Origin of the sequence: Polyangium fumosum (genome assembly GCF_005144585.1) — a bacterium.
GTDB classification, from domain to species: domain Bacteria; phylum Myxococcota_A; class Polyangia; order Polyangiales; family Polyangiaceae; genus Polyangium; species Polyangium fumosum.
The window spans coordinates 82,860-108,858 of the sequence record NZ_SSMQ01000044.1 but is presented as its reverse complement, the minus strand read 5'-3'; the positions used below and the strand labels follow the sequence as shown (position 1 = coordinate 108,858).

Annotated in this window: 22 protein-coding genes; 5 read left to right on the top strand and 17 right to left on the bottom strand. The window is 69.3% G+C overall.

The window, feature by feature from the left end:
- Nucleotides 1-1,798 (top strand): PEGA domain-containing protein (locus tag E8A74_RS33440; protein ID WP_170229565.1); only part of this gene is annotated, 1,798 nt, incomplete at its 5' end.
- A gap of 372 nt (nucleotides 1,799-2,170) precedes the next feature.
- On the opposite strand, the gene E8A74_RS33435 is transcribed toward E8A74_RS33440, so the two are convergent.
- The 14 genes from E8A74_RS33435 to E8A74_RS33370 form a co-directional block, all read right to left on the bottom strand.
- The gene (locus E8A74_RS33435; RefSeq protein ID WP_136933174.1) at nucleotides 2,171-3,097 is read right to left on the bottom strand and encodes a hypothetical protein; all 927 of its coding nucleotides are present in this window, start codon (nucleotides 3,095-3,097) and stop codon (nucleotides 2,171-2,173) included.
- Nucleotides 3,097-3,591: a hypothetical protein gene (locus E8A74_RS33430; protein WP_136933173.1), complete on the bottom strand. Its 495-nt coding sequence runs from the start codon at nucleotides 3,589-3,591 to the stop codon at nucleotides 3,097-3,099. The genes E8A74_RS33435 and E8A74_RS33430 overlap by 1 nt, the downstream gene beginning before the upstream one ends.
- 180 nt (nucleotides 3,592-3,771) lie before the next feature.
- Nucleotides 3,772-4,401, bottom strand: coding sequence for a type IV pilin protein (locus E8A74_RS55660; RefSeq protein ID WP_136933172.1), 630 nt, complete (start codon nucleotides 4,399-4,401; stop codon nucleotides 3,772-3,774).
- A gap of 150 nt (nucleotides 4,402-4,551) precedes the next feature.
- Nucleotides 4,552-5,136, bottom strand: a complete 585-nt coding sequence (locus E8A74_RS55655; protein WP_269749909.1) for a type IV pilin protein — start codon at nucleotides 5,134-5,136, stop codon at nucleotides 4,552-4,554.
- A 165-nt stretch (nucleotides 5,137-5,301) separates the two neighbouring features.
- On the bottom strand, nucleotides 5,302-6,810 hold the full coding sequence (locus E8A74_RS33415; protein ID WP_136933170.1) for a sigma-54-dependent transcriptional regulator: 1,509 nt from the start codon (nucleotides 6,808-6,810) through the stop codon (nucleotides 5,302-5,304).
- Between the two features lie 133 nt (nucleotides 6,811-6,943).
- Nucleotides 6,944-7,324 (bottom strand): hypothetical protein, encoded by a 381-nt coding sequence (locus E8A74_RS33410; RefSeq protein ID WP_136933169.1) that lies wholly within the window; start codon nucleotides 7,322-7,324, stop codon nucleotides 6,944-6,946.
- Between the two features lie 99 nt (nucleotides 7,325-7,423).
- Nucleotides 7,424-8,857 carry a 30S ribosomal protein S12 methylthiotransferase RimO gene (gene rimO, locus E8A74_RS33405; RefSeq protein ID WP_136933168.1) on the bottom strand — a complete coding sequence of 478 codons (1,434 nt, stop codon included), beginning with the start codon at nucleotides 8,855-8,857 and terminating at the stop codon, nucleotides 7,424-7,426.
- A gap of 248 nt (nucleotides 8,858-9,105) precedes the next feature.
- The gene (carA, locus tag E8A74_RS33400; protein WP_136933167.1) at nucleotides 9,106-10,233 is read right to left on the bottom strand and encodes a glutamine-hydrolyzing carbamoyl-phosphate synthase small subunit; all 1,128 of its coding nucleotides are present in this window, start codon (nucleotides 10,231-10,233) and stop codon (nucleotides 9,106-9,108) included.
- Nucleotides 10,230-11,546 (bottom strand): dihydroorotase, encoded by a 1,317-nt coding sequence (locus E8A74_RS33395; protein WP_136933182.1) that lies wholly within the window; start codon nucleotides 11,544-11,546, stop codon nucleotides 10,230-10,232. The genes carA and E8A74_RS33395 overlap by 4 nt, the downstream gene beginning before the upstream one ends.
- 189 nt (nucleotides 11,547-11,735) lie before the next feature.
- Entirely contained in the window at nucleotides 11,736-12,614 is an 879-nt protein-coding gene (locus E8A74_RS33390) for a S8 family serine peptidase (protein WP_136933166.1), read from the bottom strand.
- A 367-nt stretch (nucleotides 12,615-12,981) separates the two neighbouring features.
- Nucleotides 12,982-15,249 carry a DUF4340 domain-containing protein gene (locus E8A74_RS33385; RefSeq protein ID WP_136933165.1) on the bottom strand — a complete coding sequence of 756 codons (2,268 nt, stop codon included), beginning with the start codon at nucleotides 15,247-15,249 and terminating at the stop codon, nucleotides 12,982-12,984.
- Nucleotides 15,246-16,919 carry a GldG family protein gene (locus E8A74_RS33380; protein WP_136933164.1) on the bottom strand — a complete coding sequence of 558 codons (1,674 nt, stop codon included), beginning with the start codon at nucleotides 16,917-16,919 and terminating at the stop codon, nucleotides 15,246-15,248. Before E8A74_RS33380 ends, E8A74_RS33385 begins: the two co-directional genes overlap by 4 nt.
- Entirely contained in the window at nucleotides 16,916-17,665 is a 750-nt protein-coding gene (locus tag E8A74_RS33375) for an ABC transporter permease (RefSeq protein WP_136933163.1), read from the bottom strand. Before E8A74_RS33375 ends, E8A74_RS33380 begins: the two co-directional genes overlap by 4 nt.
- On the bottom strand, nucleotides 17,662-18,633 hold the full coding sequence (locus E8A74_RS33370; protein WP_136933162.1) for an ABC transporter ATP-binding protein: 972 nt from the start codon (nucleotides 18,631-18,633) through the stop codon (nucleotides 17,662-17,664). Before E8A74_RS33370 ends, E8A74_RS33375 begins: the two co-directional genes overlap by 4 nt.
- A gap of 142 nt (nucleotides 18,634-18,775) precedes the next feature.
- On the opposite strand from E8A74_RS33370, the gene E8A74_RS33365 reads away from it, so the two are divergent.
- Together E8A74_RS33365 and E8A74_RS33360 are read left to right on the top strand one after the other, a co-directional pair.
- Nucleotides 18,776-19,246, top strand: coding sequence for a DUF3293 domain-containing protein (locus tag E8A74_RS33365; protein ID WP_136933161.1), 471 nt, complete (start codon nucleotides 18,776-18,778; stop codon nucleotides 19,244-19,246).
- Between the two features lie 71 nt (nucleotides 19,247-19,317).
- A complete protein-coding gene (locus E8A74_RS33360; protein WP_136933160.1) occupies nucleotides 19,318-19,758 on the top strand; it encodes a hypothetical protein in 441 nt (146 codons plus the stop codon).
- 468 nt (nucleotides 19,759-20,226) lie between these two features.
- Here the strand turns inward: E8A74_RS33360 and E8A74_RS33355 are convergent, their stop codons facing one another.
- Both E8A74_RS33355 and E8A74_RS33350 read right to left on the bottom strand, forming a co-directional pair.
- Nucleotides 20,227-20,937, bottom strand: a complete 711-nt coding sequence (locus E8A74_RS33355) for a response regulator transcription factor (RefSeq protein ID WP_136933159.1) — start codon at nucleotides 20,935-20,937, stop codon at nucleotides 20,227-20,229.
- Between the two features lie 47 nt (nucleotides 20,938-20,984).
- Nucleotides 20,985-21,944, bottom strand: coding sequence for a sensor histidine kinase (locus E8A74_RS33350; RefSeq protein WP_136933158.1), 960 nt, complete (start codon nucleotides 21,942-21,944; stop codon nucleotides 20,985-20,987).
- A 90-nt stretch (nucleotides 21,945-22,034) separates the two neighbouring features.
- Here E8A74_RS33350 and E8A74_RS33345 point away from each other — a divergent pair, with 90 nt between their 5' ends.
- Entirely contained in the window at nucleotides 22,035-23,342 is a 1,308-nt protein-coding gene (locus E8A74_RS33345) for a thymidine phosphorylase (RefSeq protein ID WP_136933157.1), read from the top strand.
- Here E8A74_RS33345 and E8A74_RS33340 read toward each other — a convergent pair.
- The gene (locus E8A74_RS33340; protein WP_136933156.1) at nucleotides 23,310-25,151 is read right to left on the bottom strand and encodes a hypothetical protein; all 1,842 of its coding nucleotides are present in this window, start codon (nucleotides 25,149-25,151) and stop codon (nucleotides 23,310-23,312) included. The genes E8A74_RS33345 and E8A74_RS33340 overlap by 33 nt on opposite strands.
- A 149-nt stretch (nucleotides 25,152-25,300) precedes the next feature.
- On the opposite strand from E8A74_RS33340, the gene E8A74_RS55075 reads away from it, so the two are divergent.
- Entirely contained in the window at nucleotides 25,301-25,909 is a 609-nt protein-coding gene (locus E8A74_RS55075; protein ID WP_232379870.1) for a hypothetical protein, read from the top strand.
- Nucleotides 25,910-25,999 lie beyond the last annotated feature (90 nt).

Sequence of the window (25,999 nt, the reverse complement as noted above, 5' to 3'; positions counted from 1 at the left end):
GTCGGTGCCACTGCCGCCGCCGCCCGGAGCCGCCGCTACGTCGGTGCCGCTTCCGCCGCCGCCCGGAGCCGCCGCCACGGCCGTGCCGCTTCCGCCGCCGCCCGGAGCTGCCGCCACGGCCGTGCCGCTTCCGCCGCCGCCCGGCGCGCCGCCCGGTGAAGCCCCCGCGAAGGTGGGCCCCGGCGGCAAGGCCGTCAATATGGACTGGGACGACGAAGAAGAGTCGACCCACGTCTTCGACGCGAGCAAAGGCGCCCCCGAGGTCCCGACGGGCCCGCGTCCCGCAGCAGGCATGGCTCCCATGAGCAGCGCGGCCGCGGCCCTGGTCTCCGGCTCCGGTGGCGCCGCGCGCCCCGCGCCGCTGCCCCCGCCCATGTCGGTTCAGCCGCTCGGCACCTTGCCGCCCGGCGCCGCGATGCCGCCGCCGCAGGCGCCCGGCGTGTCCACGACGCTCGCCTCCGCAGGCGTGGTGCCGCTGCCCTCGATGCCGCCCTCGCAGATGCCGATGACGGCGCGCTCCGAAGCGACGGCGATCCGCCCGCGTCCCGATCTGCCGCCCGGGATCGTGACCGCGCAGCCCGCGTCCTCGTCCGGCGGCAGCAAGATCGGCATCATCTTCGGCGCGGTCGCGCTCATCGCGGTCATCGGACTCGGGGTCTTCATGCTCCTGCCCAAGAAGGGCTCGCTGAAGATCGACATCCAGGCAAAGGGCGGATCGATCAGCAAGGCCGAGATCTTCGTCGACGGCCAGAAGAAGTGCGACACGACGCCCTGCGTGGTCGCCGAGCTCGGGCCCGGCGAAAAGACGGTGCGCGTGATCGTCTCGGACCTGGGCAAGGACGAGAAGGTGACGGCGACCGTCGAGGCCGGCAAAGAGACGCCGGTGATGGTCACACTCGATACCAGCGGCGCAGCGCCTGCGTCGTCGTCATCGGCCACAGCCAACGCGAACGTGACGGGCCTGAAGATCCTCGCCGCGACGCCGAACACGAAGGTGTGGGTCGACGGGACGGAGAAGGGCGTGCTCCCGGTCGAGCTGAAGGACATCACGGCCGGCTCGCACAAGCTCAAGTTCGAGGCCGGCGACCGCTACGACCGGATGGAGCAGACGGTCGACATCGAGGCCGGCAAGCTGAAGGAGATCGGCCCGATCAAGCTGAAGGTGCTGCGCGGCCAGATCGTCCTGGAGCTCGCGACCGAAGGCGCAGCCGTCAAGCTCGTCAACGCGAAGAAGGAAGAGAAGAAGATCCCCGAGAAGGAGTGGAAGAACCAGCCCGTCAAGATCGAGCTGGATCCCACGGCCGGCTGGAAGCTCGTCGCGACGAAGAAGGGTCTCGACGACTTCACGAAGGATCTCGCCTTCGACGATGGCCTCGCCGAGAAGCCGATCCGCATCGAGCTGTTCGAGCCGGGCAAGGCGCCGACGAACGACGCCGTGGCGAGCGGTTCGGTGAGCGGCTCGGCGAGCGGCTCCGCGTCGGAGACGGGCTCCGCGACGACAGGCTCGGCCTCGACCGGCTCGACGTCGAGCGGCACGTCCTCGACCGCGTCGACGTCGACGGGCGGCGACAAAGCACCGCCGCCGGCCACGGGCAACGGCACGCTCAACATCAACTCGATCCCCGTCTCGAAGGTCGTGCTCGACGGTCGTCCGCTCGGCAGCACGCCGAAGGTCGGCGTCAGCGTGCCCGCCGGTACGCACACCGTGACGTTCATCCACCCCGACAAGGGCAAGCAGACGGTGAGCGTGACCGTGAAGGCCGGCGAGACGAAGACGGCCGCCGTCAAGTTCAAGTGAACCCGCTCTACGGCTGAGGCGTCGCGCTGGGGCTTTGCCCCAGGCCCCACCCGGGGCTGTCCGCCCCGGGACCCGGACCAGCGAGGCGCTGGACCCAGGTCGAGGAACTGCGCGGTGCGCAGTTCCTCGAACAGCCAGGGTCAAGACCCACGACGATCCTGCCCACCAAGACCACCGCGCTGCTGGTTCAGCCGGCAGCGCGCCCGTCGCCCGCTTGGAACCCACCTCCATGGTCTTGCCACGGGCCCGTTGGAAGAACTGCGCATCGCGCAGTTCTTCCACCCCCGGTCCAGGCCGTGCCTGGTCCGGGGTCGAGGGGGCGGACAGCCCCCCGCGGGGTCCGGGGCAGCGCCCCGGCGCCCCGGCTCCCCCTCAGCGCGGCTCGTCCGAACCTGTTGCTGCCCACGCTTTCCACGTGAGTGCGCAACGCCGATCGTCTGCGTGTGCGCCGCCGGCGCAGTAGGCGGGGTCGAATGGCGGGCCGAGCACGAAGAGCGTCGACTTGCTGACGAATGGCAAGTCTCGCCGCGCCAGGTCGAGCATCTCTGTTTGGCGTCGTCGATAGGCGTCGAGTTTTGCCTCGCCGATGTGCTTTGCGAGCTCTCGCTGGAGCCGCTCGCGTAGCTCCTCGTCGTCTGTCACGGCGAGTGTGCGCTGGATCAAACGGATGGCTGCGTCGCGCTCTCCTTGCCGTGAGAGGATTCCTGCGCCTGCGACGGCGGCCCACCCCATCTGCCCTGCGTCGCCGCCGAGCTCCGCTGCGCGTGCGAGCATGCGCGCGCCGTCGGCCTTCCATGCTGCGCGCTCTTCGGCATCCGTCAGGTACGTGCCGGGCGCGATGAACGCGATGAACTGACCTGCGGTCCTCCAGATTTCGGGATCGAGCGGCCGGTTGCGTGTCCCGCGCTCCAGGATCGCGCGTGTTCGAACGACGTCTGCGCGTTGCGATTCTCCGAACTGGATCGTGATCAGCGCGTCCGACATCAGGTACGGATCGCGAAACTCTGGATCGAGCTCGTTGATCGTGTCGATGAGATCCGCGACGTTCTCGAAGCGCCGGCGCTCGAACGTGTGCAGCCCCTGCGAGACGAGCACGTGGGCCCACAGCACGTCTGCGAGTGCTGCGCGATAGCCGAACGAGAGGGTAACGACCTCCTTCGGCGGCGGCAGGAGATGCACGTCGCTCGTCTCCTTCACGCGTGCGTGTTGCTCTGCGACGCGCCCTTGCACCGCGCCGATGCACAGCGCCGAGATGCCCACCACGATCGCGGTCCGGACCAGGTCGCTGCGGGCTGGCATCACTCCACCTCGCGATCCACGAACATGCCGGGCAGGACGCGCGGGGGTTGTCCCGGCGCGCGCTCGCCGCGCACCTGGAACGTCGAGAGCTTGCCGTCTCCGTCGAGATCTCCGTGTGCTGTTGCCACGAATCGCATCACGCGCGTGACGGGATCGAGCTCGCTTTCGAACTGGAACGAGAACGCGTGGGGCTCCTCGATGCGGAAATCGAGCGAGCGCCACGTGAGGTGCTCCCAGATCTCGGGAGGATCGGTCACGCGCACGCCGCGCGGGACGTCGGCTGGCGTGAGCGGCGCGGCCGGCGGGAAGCTGATCTCTTGCGGCTTGTTCTCTGCGTAGGCGACGGCGTGTGTGACGAGCCGATCGAGGTTGTCGAGGGGCTCGCTCAGCTTGGAGGCGTGCAGGTTGCGGATGAACGCGGGCACCGCCACCGCGAGGACGCTGCCTCCGATCGCAAAGGCCACGCTGAGCTCGAGCGCGCTCCATCGCGACATGCCCCCCTTCTAGCGCGCCGCCGCGGCGTTTTCCACCCGAGATGCGCGAGGCGCTGCGGCCGGGAAAACCTGCCGTCTGCGCGAGGATGCTCGATAAAAAGCGAAACCCGGACCGATGGGCGGCCCGGGTTTCGGAGGCGAGGTCCGTTCCGCGCGCCCGAGGCGCGCTTCAGGTTGGGATCACTCGTACTCGTTCGAGATGAAGACCTGCGTCGCGCGGACGAGCTGCTTCGTGGTGTTGTCGACCTGGCCGGTCAGCGTGAAGATGCCGAACTCGCTGCCGTCGCCGTCGAGATCACCCTTCGCTGCGGCCTCGAAGCTCTCGGTGCCGTTGACGGCGGGGCCGGCGGGCGTCGCGGTCGCGCCGACGGGCGCGCTGCCCTTGGTGTACGAGTACTGGTAGTAGATCGGGTCGCTGATCTCGAAGCGCAGGCACTTCCAGCCGTTCGTCGAGTCGCCACCGGCGAAATCGGTCGTGCCGCTGTTGTTCGGCTGGTACTTCTTGGCGGCCGGGGGGCTCGCGCCGAGGGGCACGGGCGACGTGGACGAGCCGCAGAGCGAGTGCGTCGGGACGGTCGACTCCGTGCCGACGGCCAGGATCTGCGACGTCGTGTTTTCGCGCTCGTACGACTCGGCGGCGGCGCGGGCGATGCGGCCGACCGAGTTCTTCGCTTCGCTCGTCTTGGCGCTCTTCAGGTACCGGTTCACGCCGAAGATCGCGAGCGCCGCGAGGACGCCGATGATGGCGACGACGATCATGAGCTCGACGAGGGTAAAACCACGCTTGTCGTAACGCTTGAATGCACGCATGACGGACCTCCTCCTCTGACAGACGAAATGTTCTCGGACGGAAAACCCCGCCCCGAATCTATCGATCCCATCTCGACGAGTCAAAACATGCTCGTCGGATCCTGGGATGTGTACACGAAATCGAATCGCCGACGTTCTATCGATGCTTCGTCACTCGTCGTCGCCGTTCGCCGGATCGATGCAGAGCTCGCCCGTGAGCGAGGATGACGCGAAGAGCGAGAAGTCGTTGTCGTTATCCTGGTTTCCCGCAGCTTGCACGACGAACCACGGACCATTCACGGTCGCGTGCGCCGTCTCCCAGCCTTGGCAATACGCCACATTGGTGACTCCGGTCTGAGGCGCGATCCCCGCGACCACCGCATACCCGAAGCGCACGGGGCCGTCGGTCGTCACGTTGAGCTGCATGAAGCAGTCGTGGACGGGGTTTCCCACTTTCCCATTGTCCCAGTTGCGCTTCTTGTCATTCGGCTTGTCCGGATACCACTCCGTGAAGCCCTCAGTACACCCGAGGTACTGAAACGTCTCGGCCTTGTAGGCCTCCTCCGCGATACGAATCCCGGAGACGACCGCCTTGACCTCCGACGCCGCAGCGCCTCGAATGTATCGGCGATACCCGACCATCGCGAGCGCCGCGAGCACGCCGATCATCGCCACCACGATCATCAGCTCGGCGAGCGTGAACCCACGGCGCTTTGCGTAGCTCCTGGGTCGTTCACCGAACTGCATCGTGACCATCGTTAAAGCATGGCCCGTGCCACCCGCGATCCGCGCCCCCCGGCCCTCCCGGAGAACCGAACGATCCACCTCGAATCTGCGGCTTTCTCCGGTGTTTTCGTTCATGGCGGCGGATCCTTGGCGCTCGGGCAGTCTACCTTTCGCGTCGCGCGGTGACCAAAATTGTCACCGGCGGGCCTCGCGGGGTGACGATTCTCGTCGCCCCCCCGCCGTCGGCTGGGCAGGCACAATCGAGCCGTCCGCGTCGTCGTCGTCGTCGGCCGTGTCCGTGTCGAGCCCATGCTTCGCGAGGCGGTAACGCAGCGAGCGAAACGTGACGCCGAGCAATTTGGCCGCAGCCTTGCGCACGCCGCCGCTCCGCTCGAGGGCCTGAAGAATGAGGCGCCGCTCGACCTCGCCGAGCACGTCTTCGAGGACACACCCCTCCGGCGGGAGCTCCGAAAGAAAAGGCGCAGGGCTCGCCGAGAGGCCGCTCACCTGCGCAGGCAAATCACCGAGCCCGATCGCAGGCCCCGACGCGAGCGCCACCGCGCGCTCCATCATGTTTTCGAGCTCGCGCACGTTGCCCGGGAACTTGTACGCGTCGAGCGCGCGTAATGCGTCGGTCGTCAGTCCCCGGACGTCCTTGCCGAGCTCGTTCGCGAAACGACGCACGAACCGCTCGGCGAGCCGCGCCACGTCACCCGGGCGATCCCGCAAAGGCGGCAGCTCGATTCGAATGACGTTGAGTCGATAATAAAGGTCCTGCCGGAACTTGTTCTCGCGGACGTCGGACTCGACGTCGCGGTTCGTCGCGGCGAGGACGCGCACGTCGACCGGGATCTCGGCCGCCGCGCCGACGGGCCGCACCTTGCGCTCCTGGAGGACGCGGAGGAGCTTGACCTGGAGCGAGGCCGGCAGCTCGCCGACCTCGTCGAGCAGGACCGTGCCGCCGTCCGCCTCGCGGAAGAGGCCGAGCGCGCGCGTCCCCGCGCCCGTGAACGCGCCCTTCTCGTGGCCGAAGAGCTCGCTCTCCATGAGCGCCTCGGGCAAGGCGCCACAATTGACCACGAGGAAAGGTTTCCCCGCACGATCGCTGCGATCGTGCAGCGCCCGCGCGACACGCTCTTTGCCCGTGCCGCTCTCGCCCGTGATGAGCACCGTGGTGCGCGTGGGCGCGATCTTGCCGACGATCTCGGCGACGCGCCCCATCGCGGGGCTCGCGAAGATGTCGTTCTCCGCGGGTTCGAGGCGCGAGATCTGCGCGCGGAGGCGCTGGTTTTCGAGGAGGATGCTGCTCTTCTCGAGGGCCTTCTGCGCGAGCGCGATGACCTCGGCCGGCGAGAAGGGCTTGCCCACGAAGTCGTACGCGCCCTTCTTCATCGCATCGAGCGCGTTCTCCACGCTCGAATGCGCGGTCATCACGATGACCTCCGTCGCCGCCGACCGCTGCTTCGCCGCCGTGAGGACCTCGATGCCCGATCCATCCGGCATCACGAGGTCCGTGATCACGAGCGGGAAGGGCTGCGGGTTCTGCTGCAAGGCCTCCATCGCGGCGCGCACGCCCGGCGCAGCCACGACCTCGATCCCCTGCCGCCGAAAGGCGATCTCGAGGACCTGCCGGAGCGCAGGCTCGTCATCGATGACGAGGATCTTCGTCGGGGTCGGCGGAACACTGAGCGGCATGGAGGCCATCCTGCTGAAATTATCACGCAGCTCGCGCGGACGCGCAGCTTCTCGCAGGTGGGCTCCGCCAAGAACCCGCGTGGCCCAGCCTCCGGCCTCCGCGCGTCGTGATCAGACGCGCCGCGCCACGGTCAGGGCGCCGTCACTTGCAGGCGGACGGATCGACCAGGCCGGACGGCGTGCGGTCCTGCACGACGAAGGTCGTGCGCGCGCTCTCGTCCTCGCCGAGATCCTGCGCGACCCAGGCGAGGTCGCAGAGCTCGGCCTCGATCTGGACCTCGTAGCGGCCGTCACGGTCGCGATCCTCGACGACGGCGCCCGCGCCGGTGCGCTCGTTGAAGACGATGACGATCGCGCCTTCGAGGCACGCGCCGGAGACGGTCCAGAGGCCAGGCGTCGCGGCCTGGGGCGAGATCGAATCGGGCGGCTCGGGCGGAGGGAGGGGGAGGGTCGGGCTCAGGCAACCCGGGAGCGCCGCGAGGAGGGCGGCTGCGAGGAACCGGAGCAAGGAGCGGCGACCCATCACGCGGGCGCCCCGTGCACGACACGTGCCCCGTCGATCCTCGAGGGATCTCCCGGAAAAACGGGTCGAGGCGCACCGTCTCGTGGAGGGCCGCGACAACTACGTTGCCATCGTGCGCCCGTCGGTTTGCAGCACGCGCAGGCTGATGCGTTTCTTCGGCAGATCGACGGTGAGGGTGGGCGCGTGGTCCTCGGCGCCTTCGTCGAGCAGCTCGCCGACGAGGTCGTAATCGCTCGCCTGCGTGATGCGCACGCGGCGGATCTCGCCGGGACGCGCCTCGCCGCCCGAGAGGTAGACCTGGCCGTCGATGTCGGGCGCCTGGCCACGATGGCGGCCCATCTGGACGAACTCGTGCTCGTCGCTCGTGCCCTCGACGAGGACCTCGAGCTCGCGGCCGATGAGCGCGCTGTTCTTCTTGTGGGCGATGCGCCGCTGGAGCGACATGAGCTTGCGGTAGCGGTTCGATGCGACGCGCGCCGTCACCTTGTCGGGCATGTCGGCGCTGCGCGAGGACTCTTCGTCGGAGTAACGGAAGACGCCGACCCGATCGAACTCGGCCCAGGTGACGAAGTCGACGAGGTCCTTGAACTCCTCGTCGGTCTCGCCGGGGTGGCCGACGATGAAGGCCGTGCGGAAGGTGAGGTCGGGGATGTCGCTGCGCAGGCGCGTGACGAGCTTGCGGAGGCGCTCGCCGCCGTGGCCGCGGCGCATGCGGCGGAGCATGCCGTCGGCCGCGTGCTGGAGCGGCATGTCGATGTAGGGGACGACGCGCGGGTGCTGCGCGATGAGCTCGACGAGCTCGTCGGTGATCGTCTCGGGGTAGAGGTAGAAGAGGCGCGCCCAGTGCAGGCCCGGGACGTCCGCGACGCGGCGCACGAGCTCGGCGAGCGTGGAGCGCGCGTCGGCAGGCAGATCGCGGCCGTAGGCGATGGTGTCTTGCGAGACGAGGTTCACCTCGCGCACGCCCGCGGCGACGAGCTGCTCGACCTCGGCGACGACGTCCGCGACGGGGCGTGATCGCTGGCCGCCGCGGAGCTGCGGGATGACGCAGAAGGAGCAGGTGCGGTTGCAGCCCTCGGCGATCTTCACGTAGGCGCTGCCGCCGGGCGTGGAGATCGTGCGCGGATCCGAGGCGCGGATGACCCAATCGGCGGGGTTGCCGACGAGCATACGCTCGGCCTTGCCCGTGAGGACCTGCTCGAGCTTGAGCATGTCGCTCGATCCGAGGATGTGATCGACCTCGGGCATCTCGTCGGCGATCTCGGTGGGGTGGCGCTGCGAGAGGCAGCCGGCGACGACGAGCTTCTGCAGGTGCCCCTCGTCCTTGAGCTTCGCCATCTCGAAGATCGCGTCGATCGACTCCTTCTTGGCCTCGCCGATGAAGCCGCAGGTGTTCACGACGATCACCTCGGCGTCCTCGGGGGCGGGGACGTGGTCGTAGCCGGCGCGCCGCGCGACGCCGAGCATGACCTCGGAGTCGACGCGGTTCTTGGGGCAGCCGAGGGAGACGAAATGAATCTTCTTGCCGGACATGGGGAACAATCCTGAGGGGTCGGAGCTTGACACGACAGAGCCGCAGAGAGCGTCGGGGGCCCGATGTTTTTCCAACGGGCCCGGGGTGCCAGTGCCCTCCCTCCTCCCGCCCCGAACCCCAACGCTCTCTGCGGCTCGGAGCAGCTTGCTGCACGCCTCGAATCGTCGGTCGGGCTCCTCGGAATACGGCCTGTATTCCTGCGTCGCCCTCCCTACCTTCGAGGCGTTCGCGGCGCTGCTGGGAAGAGTTATGGCGTGGCTTCCTCCATGCGGCTGACGAAGCGCTGGAAGAGGTAGAGGGCGTCGTGGGGGCCGGCGGCGGCCTCGGGGTGGTACTGGACCGAGAAGGCGGAGAGGCCGGGGAGGTCGAGGCCCTCGCTCGTGCCGTCGTTGAGGTGCACGTGCGTCGTGCGCGCCTTGCCTTCGAGGGACGCGAGGTCGACGGCGAAGCCGTGGTTCTGGGTGGTGATCTCGATGCGGCCGGTGTCGAGGTCCTTGACCGGCTGGTTGATGCCGCGGTGGCCGAACTTGAGCTTGTACGTGCGACCACCCATGGCGAGCGCGAGGATCTGGTGGCCGAGGCAGATGCCGAAGAGCGGCTTTTTCCCGACGAGCCCGCGCACGGTGTCGATCGCGTAGGAGACGGCCGCCGGATCCCCGGGGCCGTTCGAGACGAAGATGCCGTCGGGCGCAAGGTCGAGGATCTCGGCGGCGCTCGTCTTCGCAGGCACGACGGTGACGCGGCAACCGACGTCGACGAGCGAGCGCAGGATGTTGCGCTTGATGCCGAGGTCCATGCAGACGACGTGTTTGTTCGCGCCGTGCGCGCCGGGGACCTTGGTGCCGAAGGCGCCCGAGCCCTCGGCCCAGACGTAGGGCTCCTTGGGCGTGACGCGTTGCGCGAGGTCGAGGCCTTCCATCGAGGGGGCTTCGCGGGCGCGGCGGATGAGCTCGTCGGGGGAGGCCTTGCCGATCGCGCCGTTTTGCGAGCCACGATCGCGGATCGTGCGCGTGAGCAGGCGCGTGTCGATGCCCGCGAGGGCTACGATGCCGTGCCGCGCGAGGTAGGCGTCGAGTGTCTCGTTCGCGCGGAAGTTCGCGGCGACGGGGGAGAGGTCCCGCACGAGGAAGCCCGCGACGTGCGGCGCGCCGGTGGTGCTCTCGTCGTCCTCGCGGTTGATGCCCGTGTTGCCGATCTGCGGGGCCGTCATCGTGACGATTTGCCCGCAATACGAGGGATCCGTGAGGACCTCCTGGTAGCCGGTCATGCCCGTCGTGAAGACGACCTCACCGGTGGCGATGCCGGGCGCGCCCCAGGCGACGCCCTCGAACGTGGTGCCATCCGCGAGGCAGAGATACGCGCGCTCGCCGCTCATCGTGCTTCTCCCTGGGCCAGGACGTCGTGCACGACGCGGCCCGCAGCCATGGTGAGCTCGACCGAGCCCGTGACGGCTTTGCCGAGGAAAGGAGTGTTCTTGCTCTTCGACCGGAGGCGCGCCGGATCCACGGTCCAGCGCTTGTCGGCGTTCACGAGGCAAAGCTCGGCGAGGGCCCCCGCGCGGAGCGTCGGCGCGGCGAGGCCCACGATGCGGGCCGGCGCAGCGGTGAGCGCGTCGATCAAACGCGCGAGCGGGAGCGCGCCCTCGCGCACGCGGGCGAGCAGCAGCGGCACCACGAGCTCGAGGCCGATCATGCCGGGCGAGGCCTCGGCGAACTCGCAGTCCTTCTCCAAGGAGGAGTGCGGCGCGTGGTCGGTGGCCACGCAGTCGATCGTGCCGTCGGCGAGGGCCTCGCAGAGCGCGGCGACGTCCTCGGGCTCGCGCAGCGGCGGGTTCACCTTGCAGGCCGTGTCGTAGCCGATCACCGAGGCGTCCGTGAGCGTGAGGTGGTGCGGCGTGACCTCGGCGGTGACGCGGATGCCGCGGGCCTTGGCCTCGCGGAGGATACGGACGGCGCCGCGGGAGGAGACGTGGGCGACGTGGTACTTGGCGCCCGTCACCTCGGCGAGGAGCACGTCCCGCGCGACGATGATGTCCTCGGCGACACGAGGCCAGCCGCGCAGGCCGAGCCGCGTGGAGACGGCGCCCTCGTGCATGAGCGAGCCCTCGGTGAGGGCGTGATCCTCGGCGTGCTGGATGACGGGGAGGTCGAAGTTCGCGGCGTATTCGAGGGCGCGGCGCATGACGGCGCTCGACGTGACGCAGCGGCCGTCGTCGGAGACGGCGACGGCGCCCGCGTCCTTGAGGTCGGCCATCTCGACGAGCTCGGCGCCCTTCTGGCCGAGGGTGATCGCGCCGATCGGGTGCAGCGCGGGGCCCTCGATCATGCGCGCCTTCGCGATCATGGCCTCCGTGATGCTGCGCGTGTCGTTGACGGGTCGCGTGTTCGGCATGACGCAGACGTGCGCGAAGCCGCCCGCGGCCGCAGCGGCGAGGCCGGACGCGATGTCTTCCTTGTACTCCTGGCCCGGCTCGCGCAGGTGGGCGTGCAGATCCACGAAGGCCGGGACGAGCAAGAGCCCTTCGCCGCGGAGCACGCGCGCTCGCTCGGAGGTCAGGATGTCCGAAGTCGCGGCGCCCGCGCCGATACGCGTGATGGTTCCTCCCTCGATGACGACGTCCACGATCGCGTCGAGGTTCGCGCTCGGATCGACCGCGCGTACGGAGGCGATGACGAGCAGGCCGTCCATTCTCTGGGGACCGAGCATCGCCCGCCCTCTAGCATTTTTGCGCGGAGGGGGCTCGCAAAGCGGCGGGCTTGCCCACGGGGCTTGCGCGATCGCATCGATCGCGGGCAAAGGCGGCGTCGGCTCGTCCGGCGATGAAATCGGAGAGCGCGGCGAGGGACGAACCTCGCCGGCGCGCCGATTCCTTGGAGGTCAAATGAGCTTGAGGGCGGCGGCGACGTCGAGGCGGCCGCGGAGGACGCCCTTGCCGCGCTCGCTCTGCGACATCGTGAGGGGCATCGCGCTCTGGAGCAGGGCGGAGCGGACGGCGCGCGCATCGGGCTGCTTTCCGCGCGTGATCTGGACGCTGAGGAGGAGCGCCGCGAGGCCCGCGACCATGGCCGCGGCGAAGGTCGCGCCGCTCTGCGCGACGGTTCCCCCGCCGGGCGCCGCGCCAATGAGGCCTTCGCCCGGCGCGACGATGCCGCTGTCGCGGTAGGTCGGTCCCCACATGCCGAAGTCGAGCAGCTTGCCCTCGGCGTCCTCGGCCGCGACGGCGAGCACCGTGGAGGCGGCCGTGGGCACGTGGAAGTGCTCGTTGCCGTCGCCCTCGGCGGCCACGACGACGAGCACGTTGCGCTCGGCGGCGCGGGCGAGCGCCTTCGCGAGCGCGTCGAGCATGCCCGCGTCCGGCGAGAGCGCGCCGCCGTGCATCGTGATGACGTGGGCGCCGGCGGCGATCGCGTCGCGGATGCCCTTCGCGAGATCCGGCGGGTTGCCGGCGGGCGCGTTGGTCTCGGGGCGGAAGTTGTGCACGGGCACGACGATGCCCTTCGCCTTCGGCGCGATCCCCGGCGCGGGGCCGCTCGGCTGGCCGAACACGAGGCTCGTGACGTGGGTGCCGTGTGTGCGGTCGGCCGCCTCGTCACTGGACACCGGCATCTCGAGGGCCGTGACGTTCGCGCCGCGGAAGGCGGGGTGCGCGAGATCGACCGGGCCATCGAGGACGGCGACGCAGACGTCGGGGCTTCCGAGGGTTTCAGCCTGAAGCGCAGCGAGGCCGGCCAGGGTGGATCGCGGGTCGGTGGACATGGGCTGACGGAGTCTACCTTCTTTTCTCCGCAGGGGTCCACCCTTGCGCTTTCTTGTTCGCGGGGATCCAGGCCCGCGCGGGAAGGCCGCGTTTTCTCGCGAGGCGCGGCGGGCCGGGCGTCCGAACAGTGCTCCGGACTATCTCCATCGGCTGCGACGCACCTCGAAGTTTCCGTCTTCTTCGGAAGATCGCGCTGTCGCGGGAGTCCTAGAGCGCCGACCCGTTCGGCGCTCTGCGAGATCGCGAAGCGAGCTCGCCTCGGGGGGTGAATCGCCCGGGCTTTGCCCGGGCGAGAGGGGGACGCGAGGCGTCCCCCTCGGGACAAAAGAGCTAGGACATCGATCGGTTGTCAAACCGATCGATGTCCTAGCGGGCGGCGTCGAAGAAGACGCGCGTCTTGGCTTGCGCGATGGCGTAGGTCGCGTCGATCCCGTCGCGGCGGGCGTAGGTGACGTTCGTCCCGCGGAACGCGTCGCCGGCGCCGAGGGAGATCCGCAGGGTGCGCTGGGGATCGACGGCGGGCGGCGCGTCGGGATCGAGGCCGCGGCGCTCGATGGTGATCACGACGGCGGGCGGATCGAGGCCCTCTTCTTTGCGAGGTGGCCCGATACGGACGGCGCCTTCGGGGATGATGTCGGCGAGGGCGTCGCGGATCGCGGCGGCCTTCGCGGTCGCGGTCTCGTCGCCCTGGATGCGCAGCGCGTCTCCCACGCGATCGAGGACGAGGGGCGGCTTGCGCCGATCCGAAGGGGTGAGGGTGACCTTCTGGATCTCGGTCACGTCGAGCGTGAAGATCGATCGGTCGAGCAGCCATTTTCCGGCCGCGGCTTCGATCTTCGGATTGATCACGAAGACGGCGTCGTCGCCGTCGAGGCGCGCGAAGGAGCCGCCGGTCGTCGGGGCGCCGAGGAGCAGGCGCACGGTGTGCGCGCCCGCGTCGTTGGCTGCGGCGAGGTCGAGCTCGATGACCAAACGCGGGTTCGCGAGCCCAAAAGAGCCGTCGTCGCGCTCGGCGACGAAGCGCTCGACGCGCAAGGGGAGCAGGGACGCGGCGAGCTCCGCGCCGAAGCCGAGATCGGCCGTGAGGTTTTTGCCGCGAGGTTCTTTGAGCGCAAAGCTTCCCTCGGCCGTGCGTTCGAGCTGCTGCACGCGATCACCTTCGGTGATGCGCATCGCGCGCAGGCTCGTCTGCGGGGCGTCGATCACGGTGGGGCTGCGCAGGGTGATCTTGCTCGGGAAGAGCACGCGCGCTCGATCGGCGGGGATCCCGAGGAGGGCGCTGTCGGAGACGCGCAGGACGGGGACGAGGTCGCCCTGGGGTTTGCCGATCAGCAGCTCTTCGATCCGATCGTCGTCGCCGCCGTCGGGGTTTCGTGAGGGCAAGACCGAGACGAGACGGACCTTGCCTTGGGGCGGATCGAGGCCGAGCGAGGCGCGATCGCCGAGCGCAAGAAAGTCCTTCGCGCGGAGGGCGAGGAGGGATTCGAGGAAGAGGCGGCCGGTGTCGCCCTCGATGTCGCGATCCTCGGGGGCGCGCTCGTGAAAGCCCGTGCCCTTGCGCGCGAGCTCGATGCGGCGATCGCCCGCGGTGAGCGTGACCTCGTGGATCTCGTCGATCGTCGCGAAGAACGCGTTGCGATCCACGAACGTGCCCTCGGGCTTGGAGAGCGCGTCGAGGAAGCTCGCAGGTACGCAGGCTGCGGCGCGTGTGGGGGCCGTCTGCAGCGCGACGACGAGGTCCGGCTTGTCGGGACACGCTCCGCCGAGGACGAGGATTCCCTTGGGCTTCGTCGTGTCCTTGGGGGTCAGCGTGAGCGTCGCGGTCGGTGTGGACGCGCGGCGCGCAGCTTCGTCCGAGAGGAAGGCCTCGGCCCGCATGCGGGAGAACGTGCTTTCGAACTCGTCCGTGGCGGCGCGGGAGGCGCGGCGACCTGCGTCCTTCGCGGGGACGTCGAGCAGGAGCGCGTCGCCCCCGTCCGTGGGGCGCGCGAGCGCGAACATGCCGCTCGGGCCTTCGATCTGAAAGCGCGTGACATCGGGCGTGGGGTAGGGGAGGAGATCCCGGGATCGGAGCGAGCTCGGATCGAGCGCGAGGGCCGTGACGAGCTCCTTCGTGATCACCTGGAACGAGGCGCGATCGCCCTCGTGGACCTCGACGATCGCGGCGCCGGCCGGGGCCTGCGCGGGCCCTCCGATCGCGAGCGTCGTGGTGCGCCCCGGCGTGGTCACGACGAGGCGCGCGCGCGGCGCATCGAGGCCGCTCGCCGCGCGATCCACGCTGTCCGGCGCGATCACCCGCTCGTGCGTGGCGAACTCCAGCGTGCCGAGGAGCTGATCGACGATCTGCGCCTCCGCGGGGAAACGCTCGCCCCCGATCGTGACCTCCCAGAAGTGTTGTCCGAGCGCGTCGGGCGGCGTGCGCGTGAGCTTCGCGGACGACGCGCCCTGCTCGATCACGACCTCGGTGATCTCGTCGGGCCTCCACGCGAGAAGCACGTTTTTCTTTCGTTGTGTGGCCTCCTCGGTCGTGACCGAGCCACGATCCACGACGAACACATAGGCGCCCGCGCCGATCGCGAGGGCGCTGAGGACGAGCGTGGTCGCGTGTTTCTTCGCGATCTTCGCGAAGCTCATTCGGACGCTCGCTCCTTCTCCTTGCGTGTCCCGCGCCGCTCCGTCGCGCGCCTTCGGAGGTGCACGGCGAGCCCGGTGAGCACGGACGCGAGCGGGATGAACACCACGACGTAGCGGAAGACCGAGGCGAGCGAGTCCTCGCTCATGCGCAGGCCCGCGGTGAAGGCGGGCTTGTTCGGGATGTCGAGGGGCGTGGGCGCCGAGGCGAGCCAGGCGATCGCGCTCTCGACGAAGATCGCCGTGCCGCGCAGCTCGTCGCTCTGCCAGTTCTCGCCCATCATCGGGCTCGCGGAGCCGAGGGCCACGAACCGCGCGCCGCGCTCGGCGCCCGGACGTTTGGGCATCTCCGCGGCGAACGAGACCGTGAGCGGGCCCTTGTGATCCGCGTCGTTCGGCGCGGGATCCGAGGGGTTTTTCGCCCACGTGAAGAAGTCGATCATGCCGAAGGCGTCCTCGCTCGTCTCCAGGAGCGGCGACACCGCAGCAGTGCCCTTGCCCGTTTTCTGGAGCGAGCTCGCCACGGTCATGACCGCGCCGAGGCCCTGCTGCTCGGCGCGGATCAGGCCCTCGGTGATCGGATGCGGCTTGGCGATCGGCAGGAACGTCTCGCCGTAGCCGCGCACGGCGCGCAGGCGTGGATCGGTCTCGAACACGAAGTCCCGCGCGAGCGCGATCCCGAAGCGATCGAGCAAGGGATCGAGGCCGAGATCGAGGTACTTCTGGTCCCCCTCGTCCGGCACGGGCCCGACGGCGACGAGGACGTTGCCGCCTTGCTCGACGAACCCTTCGAGTTTCTTCGTGTCCGCCTCGGAGAAACGCTGTCCCGGCCCGGCGACCACGACGACACGACAACCGGCGTACGGCGCGCGCGCCTTGTCCTTGTCGTCGGCCTTCTCGCGGGCATCGACGGTCGCGACCTCGTGGCCGTTCTTTTCGAGCCGCTCGCGGAGCGGCGCGAGGCCACTGCCGCCCGTCTCGATCGACTTCTCGTCGTGCCCCGTCGTGAAGCAGATCTTCGGCCGATCCGTGGACACGACGGCGCGGATCGCCGCGGTGAGCGCTTGCTCCAGGCGAGGCCGCGCGCGCACGTCGTTCTCGTCCTCGACCTCGACGAGATCCCGCGGCGTGATGAACTGCACGCGGTCGCCCCGCGCGATGACGATCGCCGCGTCCGTCACGACCCGACCGTCGACGACGCGCTCGTCGTACTTGCGCTGCACCGCGACGAACTCGGCCGCGTGGCGATCCGGATCGGTGAAGTGCACTTCGAGGCGCGACGTCTCGCTCCGGTACGCTTCGAGCAGGTGCCGGATCGAGAGCGCGAGCGGATCCCCCGACGGCAAGAGCACGTCGATGCGGATCGGCTCGCCGAGCGCGTGGAGCGTCTGCACGGTCGCCGGGCTCAGCGTGTAGAGCCCGCCCTTCGTGAAATCGAAGCGCCGGTAGTGCCGCGCCGCGACCACGTTCACGAGCACCGCGAGCACCATCGCCGCCACGAGCCCGACGAGCGCGCCGAGCTTGGTCCCCGCGCTCGTCCCGGCCGGAGCTTCGGGCGCGGCTTCGCGCGGCGGATCGGGCGCCTTGGGGGCCCGAGGCTTCACGTCCTTCGGCTTCGGAGCTTCGGACCGCGGCGCCTTCTTGCCCTTTTTCGGCTTGCGCTCCTCGCTCATCCCCACCTCCACGCCTCGACGGCGCGCACCGTGACGAAGAGCGGCAGGAGCACGACGGTCGCGTCGAAGAGCAGCCGCCGCGAGTCGAGCAGCCCGCGGGACGCGTCATTCATTTGGGTCCAAACGGAGACGTGGGTCGCGAGATCGTGCGCCGGACCGTCGGGCACGATGAACTCCGCGAAGCCGAAGAAAAACAGCCCCGAGATCGCCAGCGCCGAGAGCACCGCGGCCGTGAGCTGGCTCTGCGTGAGCGCGCTCGTCATGACGCCGAGCGCGAGGTACCCCGCGCCGATCGCGAAGACCGAGAGGTAACTCGTCCCCACGACCCGCCAGTCGACGTCCCCGGTCCGCGCGAGGATCACGATGTAGAGGACCGTCGGCGCCCACATCACCACGTACGTCGCCACCGCGGCCGCGTACTTCGCCAGCACGACCCCCACGGTGCCCACGGGCGCCGTGAGGAGCGTCTCGATCGTGCCGCTTCGCCGCTCCTCGGCGAAGAGCCGCATCGTGAGCAGCGGGCAGACGAGCAGGAGCGGCACGTAGAGCAGCATCGTCTGGCCGAAGAAGGCCTGCACCGGCCCGCTGTCGCCGAGCGACTCCGCCGGCGCCGCCGCGAAGTTCACGACGATCAGGAAGAAGTGCAGGCCCTGGAGCAGCAGGAACGACGTGATCACCACCCAGGCGAGCGGCGTGACGAAGAGCGCGAAGAGCTCCCGCTTGAAGATCGGCCAAAACCCCCTCACGCCTGCACCTCGGCCACTTCCTCGTCGCCGCGCGTGAGCTCGGAGAAGACCTGCTCGAGCGTCGCCGCGCGGGGCACGACCTCGCGCACCCCGAGCCCCGCGCCGACGAGCGCCGCGACGATCCGCTCGGCCGCCTCGGCCCCACCCTCGGCGCGCCGGTACTCGACGAGGAGCGCCGTCGCATCCGCCGCTGGCGCGTGCCCCGCATCCTCCTCGGCCCCCGCGACCTCCGGGAGCGCACGAACGACCCCGAGCGCGCGCTTGGCCTCCCCGCGCACGACGATCCGGAGCCCCGAGGCGCGCCGCATCTCGCGCAGCTCCTCGATGGTCCCCGACGCCACGAGCTTGCCCCGCGCGACCACGAGCGCGCGCGAGCACGTCGCCTCGACCTCCGACAGGATGTGCGTCGAGATCAGGATCGCGTGGTCCTTCCCGCGCCGCTTCACGAGCTCGCGCACCTCGCGGATCTGGTTCGGATCGAGCCCCGCCGTGGGCTCGTCGAGGATCAGCACCGGCGGATCCCCGAGCAGCGCATCCGCGAGCCCGACGCGCTGCCGGTACCCCTTCGACAGGTGCCGCACGAGCACATCCGCGACATCGTCGACCCGCGCCTCCTCCGCGGCCCGCTCGACCGCCTTCCCCCGCGCGCCGCGGGGCACGCGCTTCACCTCGGCACGGAAGGCGAGATACTCGCGCACCCGCATCTCCGGGTAGAGCGGCGATGTCTCGGGCATGTACCCGAGCTTCTCGCGCGCGAGCAGCGGCTCCTCGGCGATGTCGTGCCCCCCGATGCGAATCCGCCCCGCGCTCGGCCCGAGGAAGCCAGCGAGCATGCGCAGCGTCGTGCTCTTGCCGGCGCCATTCGGCCCGAGGAAGCCGACGACCTCGCCGCGCTCGACGTGAAACGACACATCCGACACGGCGCGAAAGGCGCCGTACGACTTGGAGAGGCGCTCCACTTCGATCATCCCGGGGGAGGGGCTTAGCGCAGGCGGCCAGGAAGGGAAAGACGCGCGGGCGGGCTCACGGGGACGTGGCCACGTGCGCCGTCACGCGCCGAGCCTGGTAGCGGGCGGGCCGCCACTCTGGTAGGAGCGGTCTGACCTCTCGATGGACCAAGCGCTCCTCCGTTCGTACCTCGCGACGATCTACGAGTTCCCCGGCCCGCACGGGGCGCCGCTGCGCGCCTCGCTCGACGGCGAGATCGTCCAGGATCACTCGGCGTTGCCCGAGCTCCTGAACCGGCGTTTCGCCGTGCTCACGGCCTACAACCCGCGTTCGATGCTCCTGCCCCGCAAGGTGAACGAGCAGCGTCACCACGTGCTCCGGGATCTGCTCATCCTCGGCTGTTACCGCGTCGAGCCCTGCGTCGGCTCCGAGGCGGAGCCCGAAGGCGTATGGCGCGAGCCTGCGTGGCTCGTCTACGGCATGGAGCGCGACGAGGCCATCGCATTTGGCCGTGTCTACCGGCAAAATACGATCGTCTACGCGGAGAACGGTCGCCCCGAGATCATCGTGACCGACCCGACGGCCGACGACGTGGGACGTACCTTCCACGGCAACTGGCGGATACGCTCGTGACCCCGAAGTTTCTGGCCTCTTCGAAGAAAGCGGCCACCGAACGCCAATCCCTCCACAGGAGACAGTCGAAGATGCGTCATCAATCCCTGTTCTCGGCCGCGATCGTGGGCGCTGCTTTGCTCGTGGGCGCCACGGCCTGCGGCCAGAAGAAAGTCGGCGAGTGCAACCAGCTCATCGAGGTGATCAACAAGGGCGTCGAGAGCCTCAACAAGACCCCGAAGGGCGGCACGGATCCCACGGGGGCGAACGAGCTCAAGAGCATGGCCGACGCGATGGACAAGGTCGCCGCTGACGCCGCCAAGGTGGAGCTCACGATCCCCGACCTGAAGAAGTACTCCACCGAGTACCAGGCGATGGCGAAGGACGTGGCCAAGGCCGCCCGCGACATGGCCGCCGCCGCCGAGGCGAAGGATCTCGCCAAGATCAACTCGGCCCAGGCCGCCCTCGACAAGGCCGTCAAACAAGAAGACCCCCTCGTCGACAGCATCAACAAGTTCTGTCAGGCGCCTTGATCGCGATGGGGGGCGCTGGTCGGCCCTGAGCGGCCCGACCGCGCCGCCCACACTTGAGCCCGTGAACGAGGTTGGGGAACCTCGATCACGGGCTCGCTGCCTTTGATATCGGAGGGAGGCGACTGCGATCACGGGGTCGCCGCCTTCGATGTCGGAGGGAGGCGACATCGATCACGGGGTCGCCGCCTTCGATATCGAAGGGAGGCGACTGCGATCACGGGGTCGCCGCCTTTGATATCGGAGGGAGGCGACATCGATCACGGGGTCGCCGCCTTTGATGTCGGAGGGAGGAGACATCGATCACGGGGTCGCCGCCTTTGATGTCGGAGGGAGGCGACTGCGATCACGGGCTCGCCGCCTTCGATATCGGAGGGGGGAGACATCGATCACGGGCTCGCCGCCTTCGATATCGGAGGGGGGAGACATCGATCACGGGCTCGCCGCCTTCGATGTCAAAGACGCTCCCCGTCAGACCACGAACCGATACCCCACGCCCCGCACCGTCACGAGGTGCCGCGGATTCGCCGTGTCGTCTTCCAGCTTCGTCCGGAGCTGCAGGATGAAGTTGTCCACGGTGCGCGGCGTCCCGTGGTGGCTCGGACCCCACACCTTCGCCTGGAGCTGCTCGCGCGACAGCACGCGCCCACCTGCGCTCACCAGGCAAAACAGGATGTCGAACTCCGTCGCCGTCAGCTCCACGAGCTTCCCGCCGCGCCGCACCTCCCGCGTCGACGGATGGATCTCGAGGTCTGCTGCCCGGATCGTGTTCGCGTCATCCCCTCGCGCGATCGCGTCACGCCGGAGCACCGCCTTCACCCGCGCCAAGAGCTCCGCCAGCCCGAAGGGCTTCGTGATGTAGTCCTCGGCGCCGAGCTCGAGCCCCATCACTTTGTCCATCTCGGCGCCGCGCGCGCTCAGCATGATCACCGGCATCGTGTACCGCTCGGCGCGCAGCATCCGCAGCAGCTCGAAGCCGTTCAGCTTCGGCAGCATCACGTCCAGGATCAAGAGATCGATCCCGCCTCCGCGCGCGAGCGACAGCCCGCTCTCCCCGTCGGTCGCGAGGAGCACGCGGTACCCCTCTGCCGACAGGTTCATCTCGAGCCCCATCGCGATGCTGTCGTCGTCTTCCACGACGAGGACCGTGCGCCGCGCGCCGCCCTGTCCGACCCGGTTCATCGATCCAGGCTCTCTATCACGTTCCGCGCCGCTTGCCGCTCCCACGCTCACGCCGTCCCTCCGGTGCTCGACATCGGCTCCGACACCCGCACCTTCGCCTGGATCGGCAGCACCAGCGTGAACGCGCTGCCTCGACCCGGCTCGCTGTCCACGATCACGCGGCCGCGATGCGCGCGCATCACGTGTTGCACGATCGCAAGACCAAGCCCCGATCCCTCTTGCTGCCGTGCAAGCAGATCATCGACCCGGTAAAATTTTTCGAAGATACGCTTGTGCTCGCGCCGCGCGATCCCCTTGCCGTTGTCGCGCACCGTGATCATCACCTCGCCGAGCTTCCGCGCCACCGACAGCTCGATCTTCCGCGGCTGCCCTCCGTACTTGTAGGCGTTCGACAGCAGGTTCACGATCGAGATCACGATCGCCCCGTGGTCGCACCACACGCGCGGCAGGTCCGGCTCGAACAGCACCGAGAGCTCCACGTGCCGCTGCTCGCGCGTGGGCTCGAAGGCTGCGATCGCCTCCTCCACCACCTTCACCACGTCCTGCTCGGCGAGCTCGTAGACCCGCCGGCCGCTCTGCATCCGGCCCCAATCGAGCAGCCGATCGATGAGCTGCTGGAGCCTCGCGCTCTCCTTGTTGAGCGCCTGGATGCATCGATCCTCGCTCTCCTTGTCCCCGCGCCGAAGCACCAGCGTCTCTGTGAACATCCGGATCGACGTCAGCGGCGTCCGGAGCTCGTGCGACACCTTCGACACGAAATCGGCTTGTAGCTCCGAGAGATCACGCTCCCGCCGCAGGAACACCCAGACCAGGATCACGCCCGTCACGAGCGCGCTCGAGAACGTGAGGACGAGGATCCCGATCAGGATGTTGTACCGCGCCTCGCCCATCACCACGAGGGACCCGCCGATCGCCGACAGCAGGACGGACGGGACGATGACGAGCGAGACCAGCAGCTTGACGATGCGCCGGTAGCCGAGCGTCGTGAAGTCGCGTGCGCTGCTCATGCGGCTGAAAGGTAGCGCGCGCCCTGCACCCTGGGGAGCCGCCGTGCACGCAGGCGCGACGCGAGGCCGCTTTGAGGTATGCTCCGCCCCGTGGAGACCCTGGTTGAGCTCATCGCCAAAAAACGCGACGGCGGCCGCCTCGCAGACGACCAGATCGAGCGCCTCGTCCGTGCCCTCGGGACGGGCGAGCTCGCCGATTACCAGATGAGCGCGCTCTGCATGGCCATCTTCTTCCGCGGCATGGACGACGCGGAGACCGTGGCCCTCACCCGCGCCATGCTCCACTCCGGCGACGTCCTCGACCTCTCCTCCGTCCCCGGCATCAAGGTCGACAAACACTCCACCGGCGGCGTCGGCGACAAGGTCTCCTTGTGCCTCGCGCCCCTCGTCGCGGCCTGCGGCGTCCCCGTGCCCATGGTCAGCGGCCGCGGCCTCGGTCACACGGGCGGCACCCTCGACAAGCTCGAAGCCATCCCCGGCTTCAACGTCTCGCTCGACACCGACGCTTTCGCGCGCATCGTCCGCGACGTCGGCGTTTGCATGATCGGGCAAACCGGCCGCATCGCCCCCGCGGACAAGCGCATCTATGCGCTGCGCGACGTCACGGCCACGGTCGAGTCCATCCCGCTCATCGTCGCCAGCATCCTCTCGAAAAAGCTCGCCGAGGGCATCGACGCGCTCGTGCTCGACGTGAAGGTCGGCCGCGGCGCGTTCATGAAGACCGAGCGTGACGCCCGCGCGCTCGCCGAGGCCCTCGTCCGTGTCGGCAAGGCCGCTGGCAAGCGCGTCGTCGCGCTCCTGACCGACATGAGCACCGTCCTCGGTCGCGCCGTCGGCAACGCCATCGAGACGCGCGAGGCCATCGACGTCTTGAAGGGCGAGGGGCCTGACGATCTCGTCGAGTGCACGCTCGCCCTCGGCGCCGAGATGCTCGTCCTCGGCGACGCCGCGTCCTCCATCGAAGGCGCGCGCGAAAAGCTCCGCGACGCGATCACGAGCGGCCGTGGCGCGCGTGTCTTCGAGCGCATGATCGAGGCCCAGGGCGGTGATCCCGCGGTCGTCGAGGATCCGCTCCTCTTGCCTCGTGCTCCGGAGACCGTCCTCGTTCCTTCCGAGGCCGACGGCTTCGTCGCGGCGATCGATCCCCTCGAGATCGGCCTCGCCGCCGTCGCCATGGGCGCGGGCCGCACCCGCGCCGATCAGAAGGTCGATCACGCCGTCGGCATCGAGATCCTCGCGCCGCGCGGCGCCGGCGTGCGTCGCGGCGAGCCCCTCGCGCGCCTCCACGTGCTCCGCGCGGCTGGGGCCGAGGCCATCGCGGGTCGCGTCCAGAGCGCCTTCCGCGTCAGCTCCGCGCCCGAGGCCTCACCGCCTTTGCTGCTGGGCCGCATCGCTTGACATCCGCCTGAGCAAGGACGCCGGCATCGCCGAGCGCGCGCCGGCCGAGAGGCCTTCGTTCCTCCAGGAAAACTGGTCCACCAGGACCACCGGATCGGAGGGGGACAGAGGATCCACCTTTCCGAGCACCCACGCGTCGGCGCCGCTCCCGTCGCGGCGCACGCGCACGCGCACGAAGTGCTTGTACCCGGGGTGCGCGAGCGCCGCGAACGCCTGGTGTTGCTCGATTCCGAGCACCGTCAGCGCCGTCAGATACGCACCAAAGACCAGCGTCGCGACGTAGACCGAGACCACGAGCACGAGCCACGGCCGCGTGCCGAAGAGGTCCGCCGCGTCGAAGAGGCCACCCGCCGCCGTGAACGTCATGCGCGCGAGCATCGGCATGAACCCGATCATGAGCCCCGCGATCGTCGCGAGCATGTACACCGCGAGCGAGCGATTGCGGAAGCCGCCGATCAGCCTGCACACGAAGCCTGCGAGCGCCGCCGTCGCGAACGACATGACGAGCGGCGGCGCGCCGCCCCATCGCACGGCGGTGAACCCCGGCAGGTAGAGCAACGCGGCCGCGAGGTGCACCAGAAACCCGCTCCGCCCGTGCACGATCTGCCACGGGATCTGCAGCGCGAGGGCGAGCGACGCCTTCGGCCCCGGGAACTCGGCGGCCGGCTGCGGGAGGCCCTGCCGCATGATCCGCGCCGGATGCAAAAACGCGCCGCCGCCGCCGGCGATCACGTGGCACGTCTTGCCGATTTGCTCGCGGCAGTAGTGGTGCGTGTCGCCCGTCAGCACGAGCACGCTGTCGTCTTCGAGCCGCAGATCCAGCGCGTCGATGATGTGTTGCCCCGCGGGGTTTGGCTCCAGGAACGCGTAGGCTGGATCCGCCAGGGTCAAGAGGACCCCACGATTCTCGGTTCGGAGCGACGAGAAGAACGCGCGTTGCTCGAAGTCCACCGCGCGGAGCTGCCGATCCGCGCCCCACAGATCGAGCCCCGGCGCGATCCTGAGCGCGAAGTAACTCGCGTCCTGCACCGGCACATATCCTTCGAGCGGCAAGGTCGATCGTTTGCTCACATAACGACCGACGCGAAACGCCTCCACCCACTGGATGAAGTGGCCGATCTGCGCGAACCGCACGACCTCGTTCGGCGCCGACGTTTCCACCAGATCCACGGTCCCGCGGCGCTCACGGAACATACGCCCGAACCCGTCGAGCCCCGCATACCAGTCGTGATTTCCCGGGACTCCCAGGATCACCCGAGGTTTGCCGTCCCGAACCTCCTCCAGCACGCGCGAGAACGGCACGATCACCCGGTTGTGGATTTCGAGCTCCGTCGCGACCGGATACGCCGTGTCGCCGCCGAACAGGAGGACGTCGCCGCGCGGGAGCACCAGCGTCTCGCCGGGCTTCTGCGGATCTTGGACCTCATACGTCATGAACACGAGTCGCGCGACCTCGTGGCTCACGGAGACGCAATCACCCGTGTCGGCGAGGAAATCGATCCACACGTCGCGGTCGAGCGCCTCGGCGAGGGTCTCGGCCCCTGCGCGGCCGCCCAGCACGGCGGCGGCCTTGCGCGTCAGTGTGTCGGGCGTGCTCGGTCGCATCCATGCGCGACTGTCGATGTCTTCCGTTGCGATGACGCTCGCCGCGAGGTGCCAGAGGTGCCCCCAGAACGAGCGGGCCCCGAACCACGCGATCGCCCGCGGATAATGGCCTCCGCGCGTAAAAAGCAGCTTGGGAACGTCGGCCGGAGCGGCTTCGGGGCGGAGCGGAGCGGGACGGACCGGCGAGGGAGCAGAGATCGGCACTTTTTTTGTCTTGCCATCAGGCCGTGGATACGGATCAAAGTCGAATGACGGGGCAGCTTGCCCCTCGCGGCCGGACCTTGGGCCGGGCGAGTAGGAATGCGAGGATCGCCGAGAAAGGTCGATCTTCGCCACCATGTAAGGAGAGCAGGATGAGACAGGGAGTGCGCTTCGCGGCGATTGTGGCGCTCGCGGGTGCCGTCGGCTGCGGCGGTGGTGAGGCGAAGAACGAAGGTGCCTCGCCCGAGGCGAAGCCCAGCGCGGCCGCGGCGGACACACAGCCTGCAGCCTCCGCGGCCCCGGTCGCGTCAGCGGCCCCCGCGCCGAGCGCCGCAGCCCCGCCGCCCGAGAACAGCGCCGCTGCCGCCCCCGTAGAGCCCACCGCAACGGCCTCCGCGGCGCCCGCCGCCGGCTCCGCGGCGCCCGCCGCCGGCTCTGCGGCGCCCGCGTCGAGCGCGGCGGCCGGCCCGAAGACGTTCGATTGCGGGGCCAAGGGGCAAAAGGCCTGCCCGATGCAGGGCTGGATGAAGTCGGTCATGGCCTCGGCGACGTCGAGCGGCGATCTGACGAAGATCGCCAATGCCCTGGCCTACATCGCGGGCAAGCCGCCGCCCGGCATGGGGAGCTGGGTGTCCATCTCGAACGAAGGCGTGGCCAAGGCGAAGGCCGGCGACCTCGACGGCGCGAAGGCCTCCTGCAAGAAGTGCCACGATCTGTACAAGGAAAAGTACAAGCAGACGATGCGCGATCTCCCCTGGTGATCGCCGCGCGGGGGCCACGTTGTCGTGGCCCCCAAGAAAAAAGCCCACGCGTCCCGGTTCGCGGGAGCGTGGGCTTTTTCGTGGGTGGGG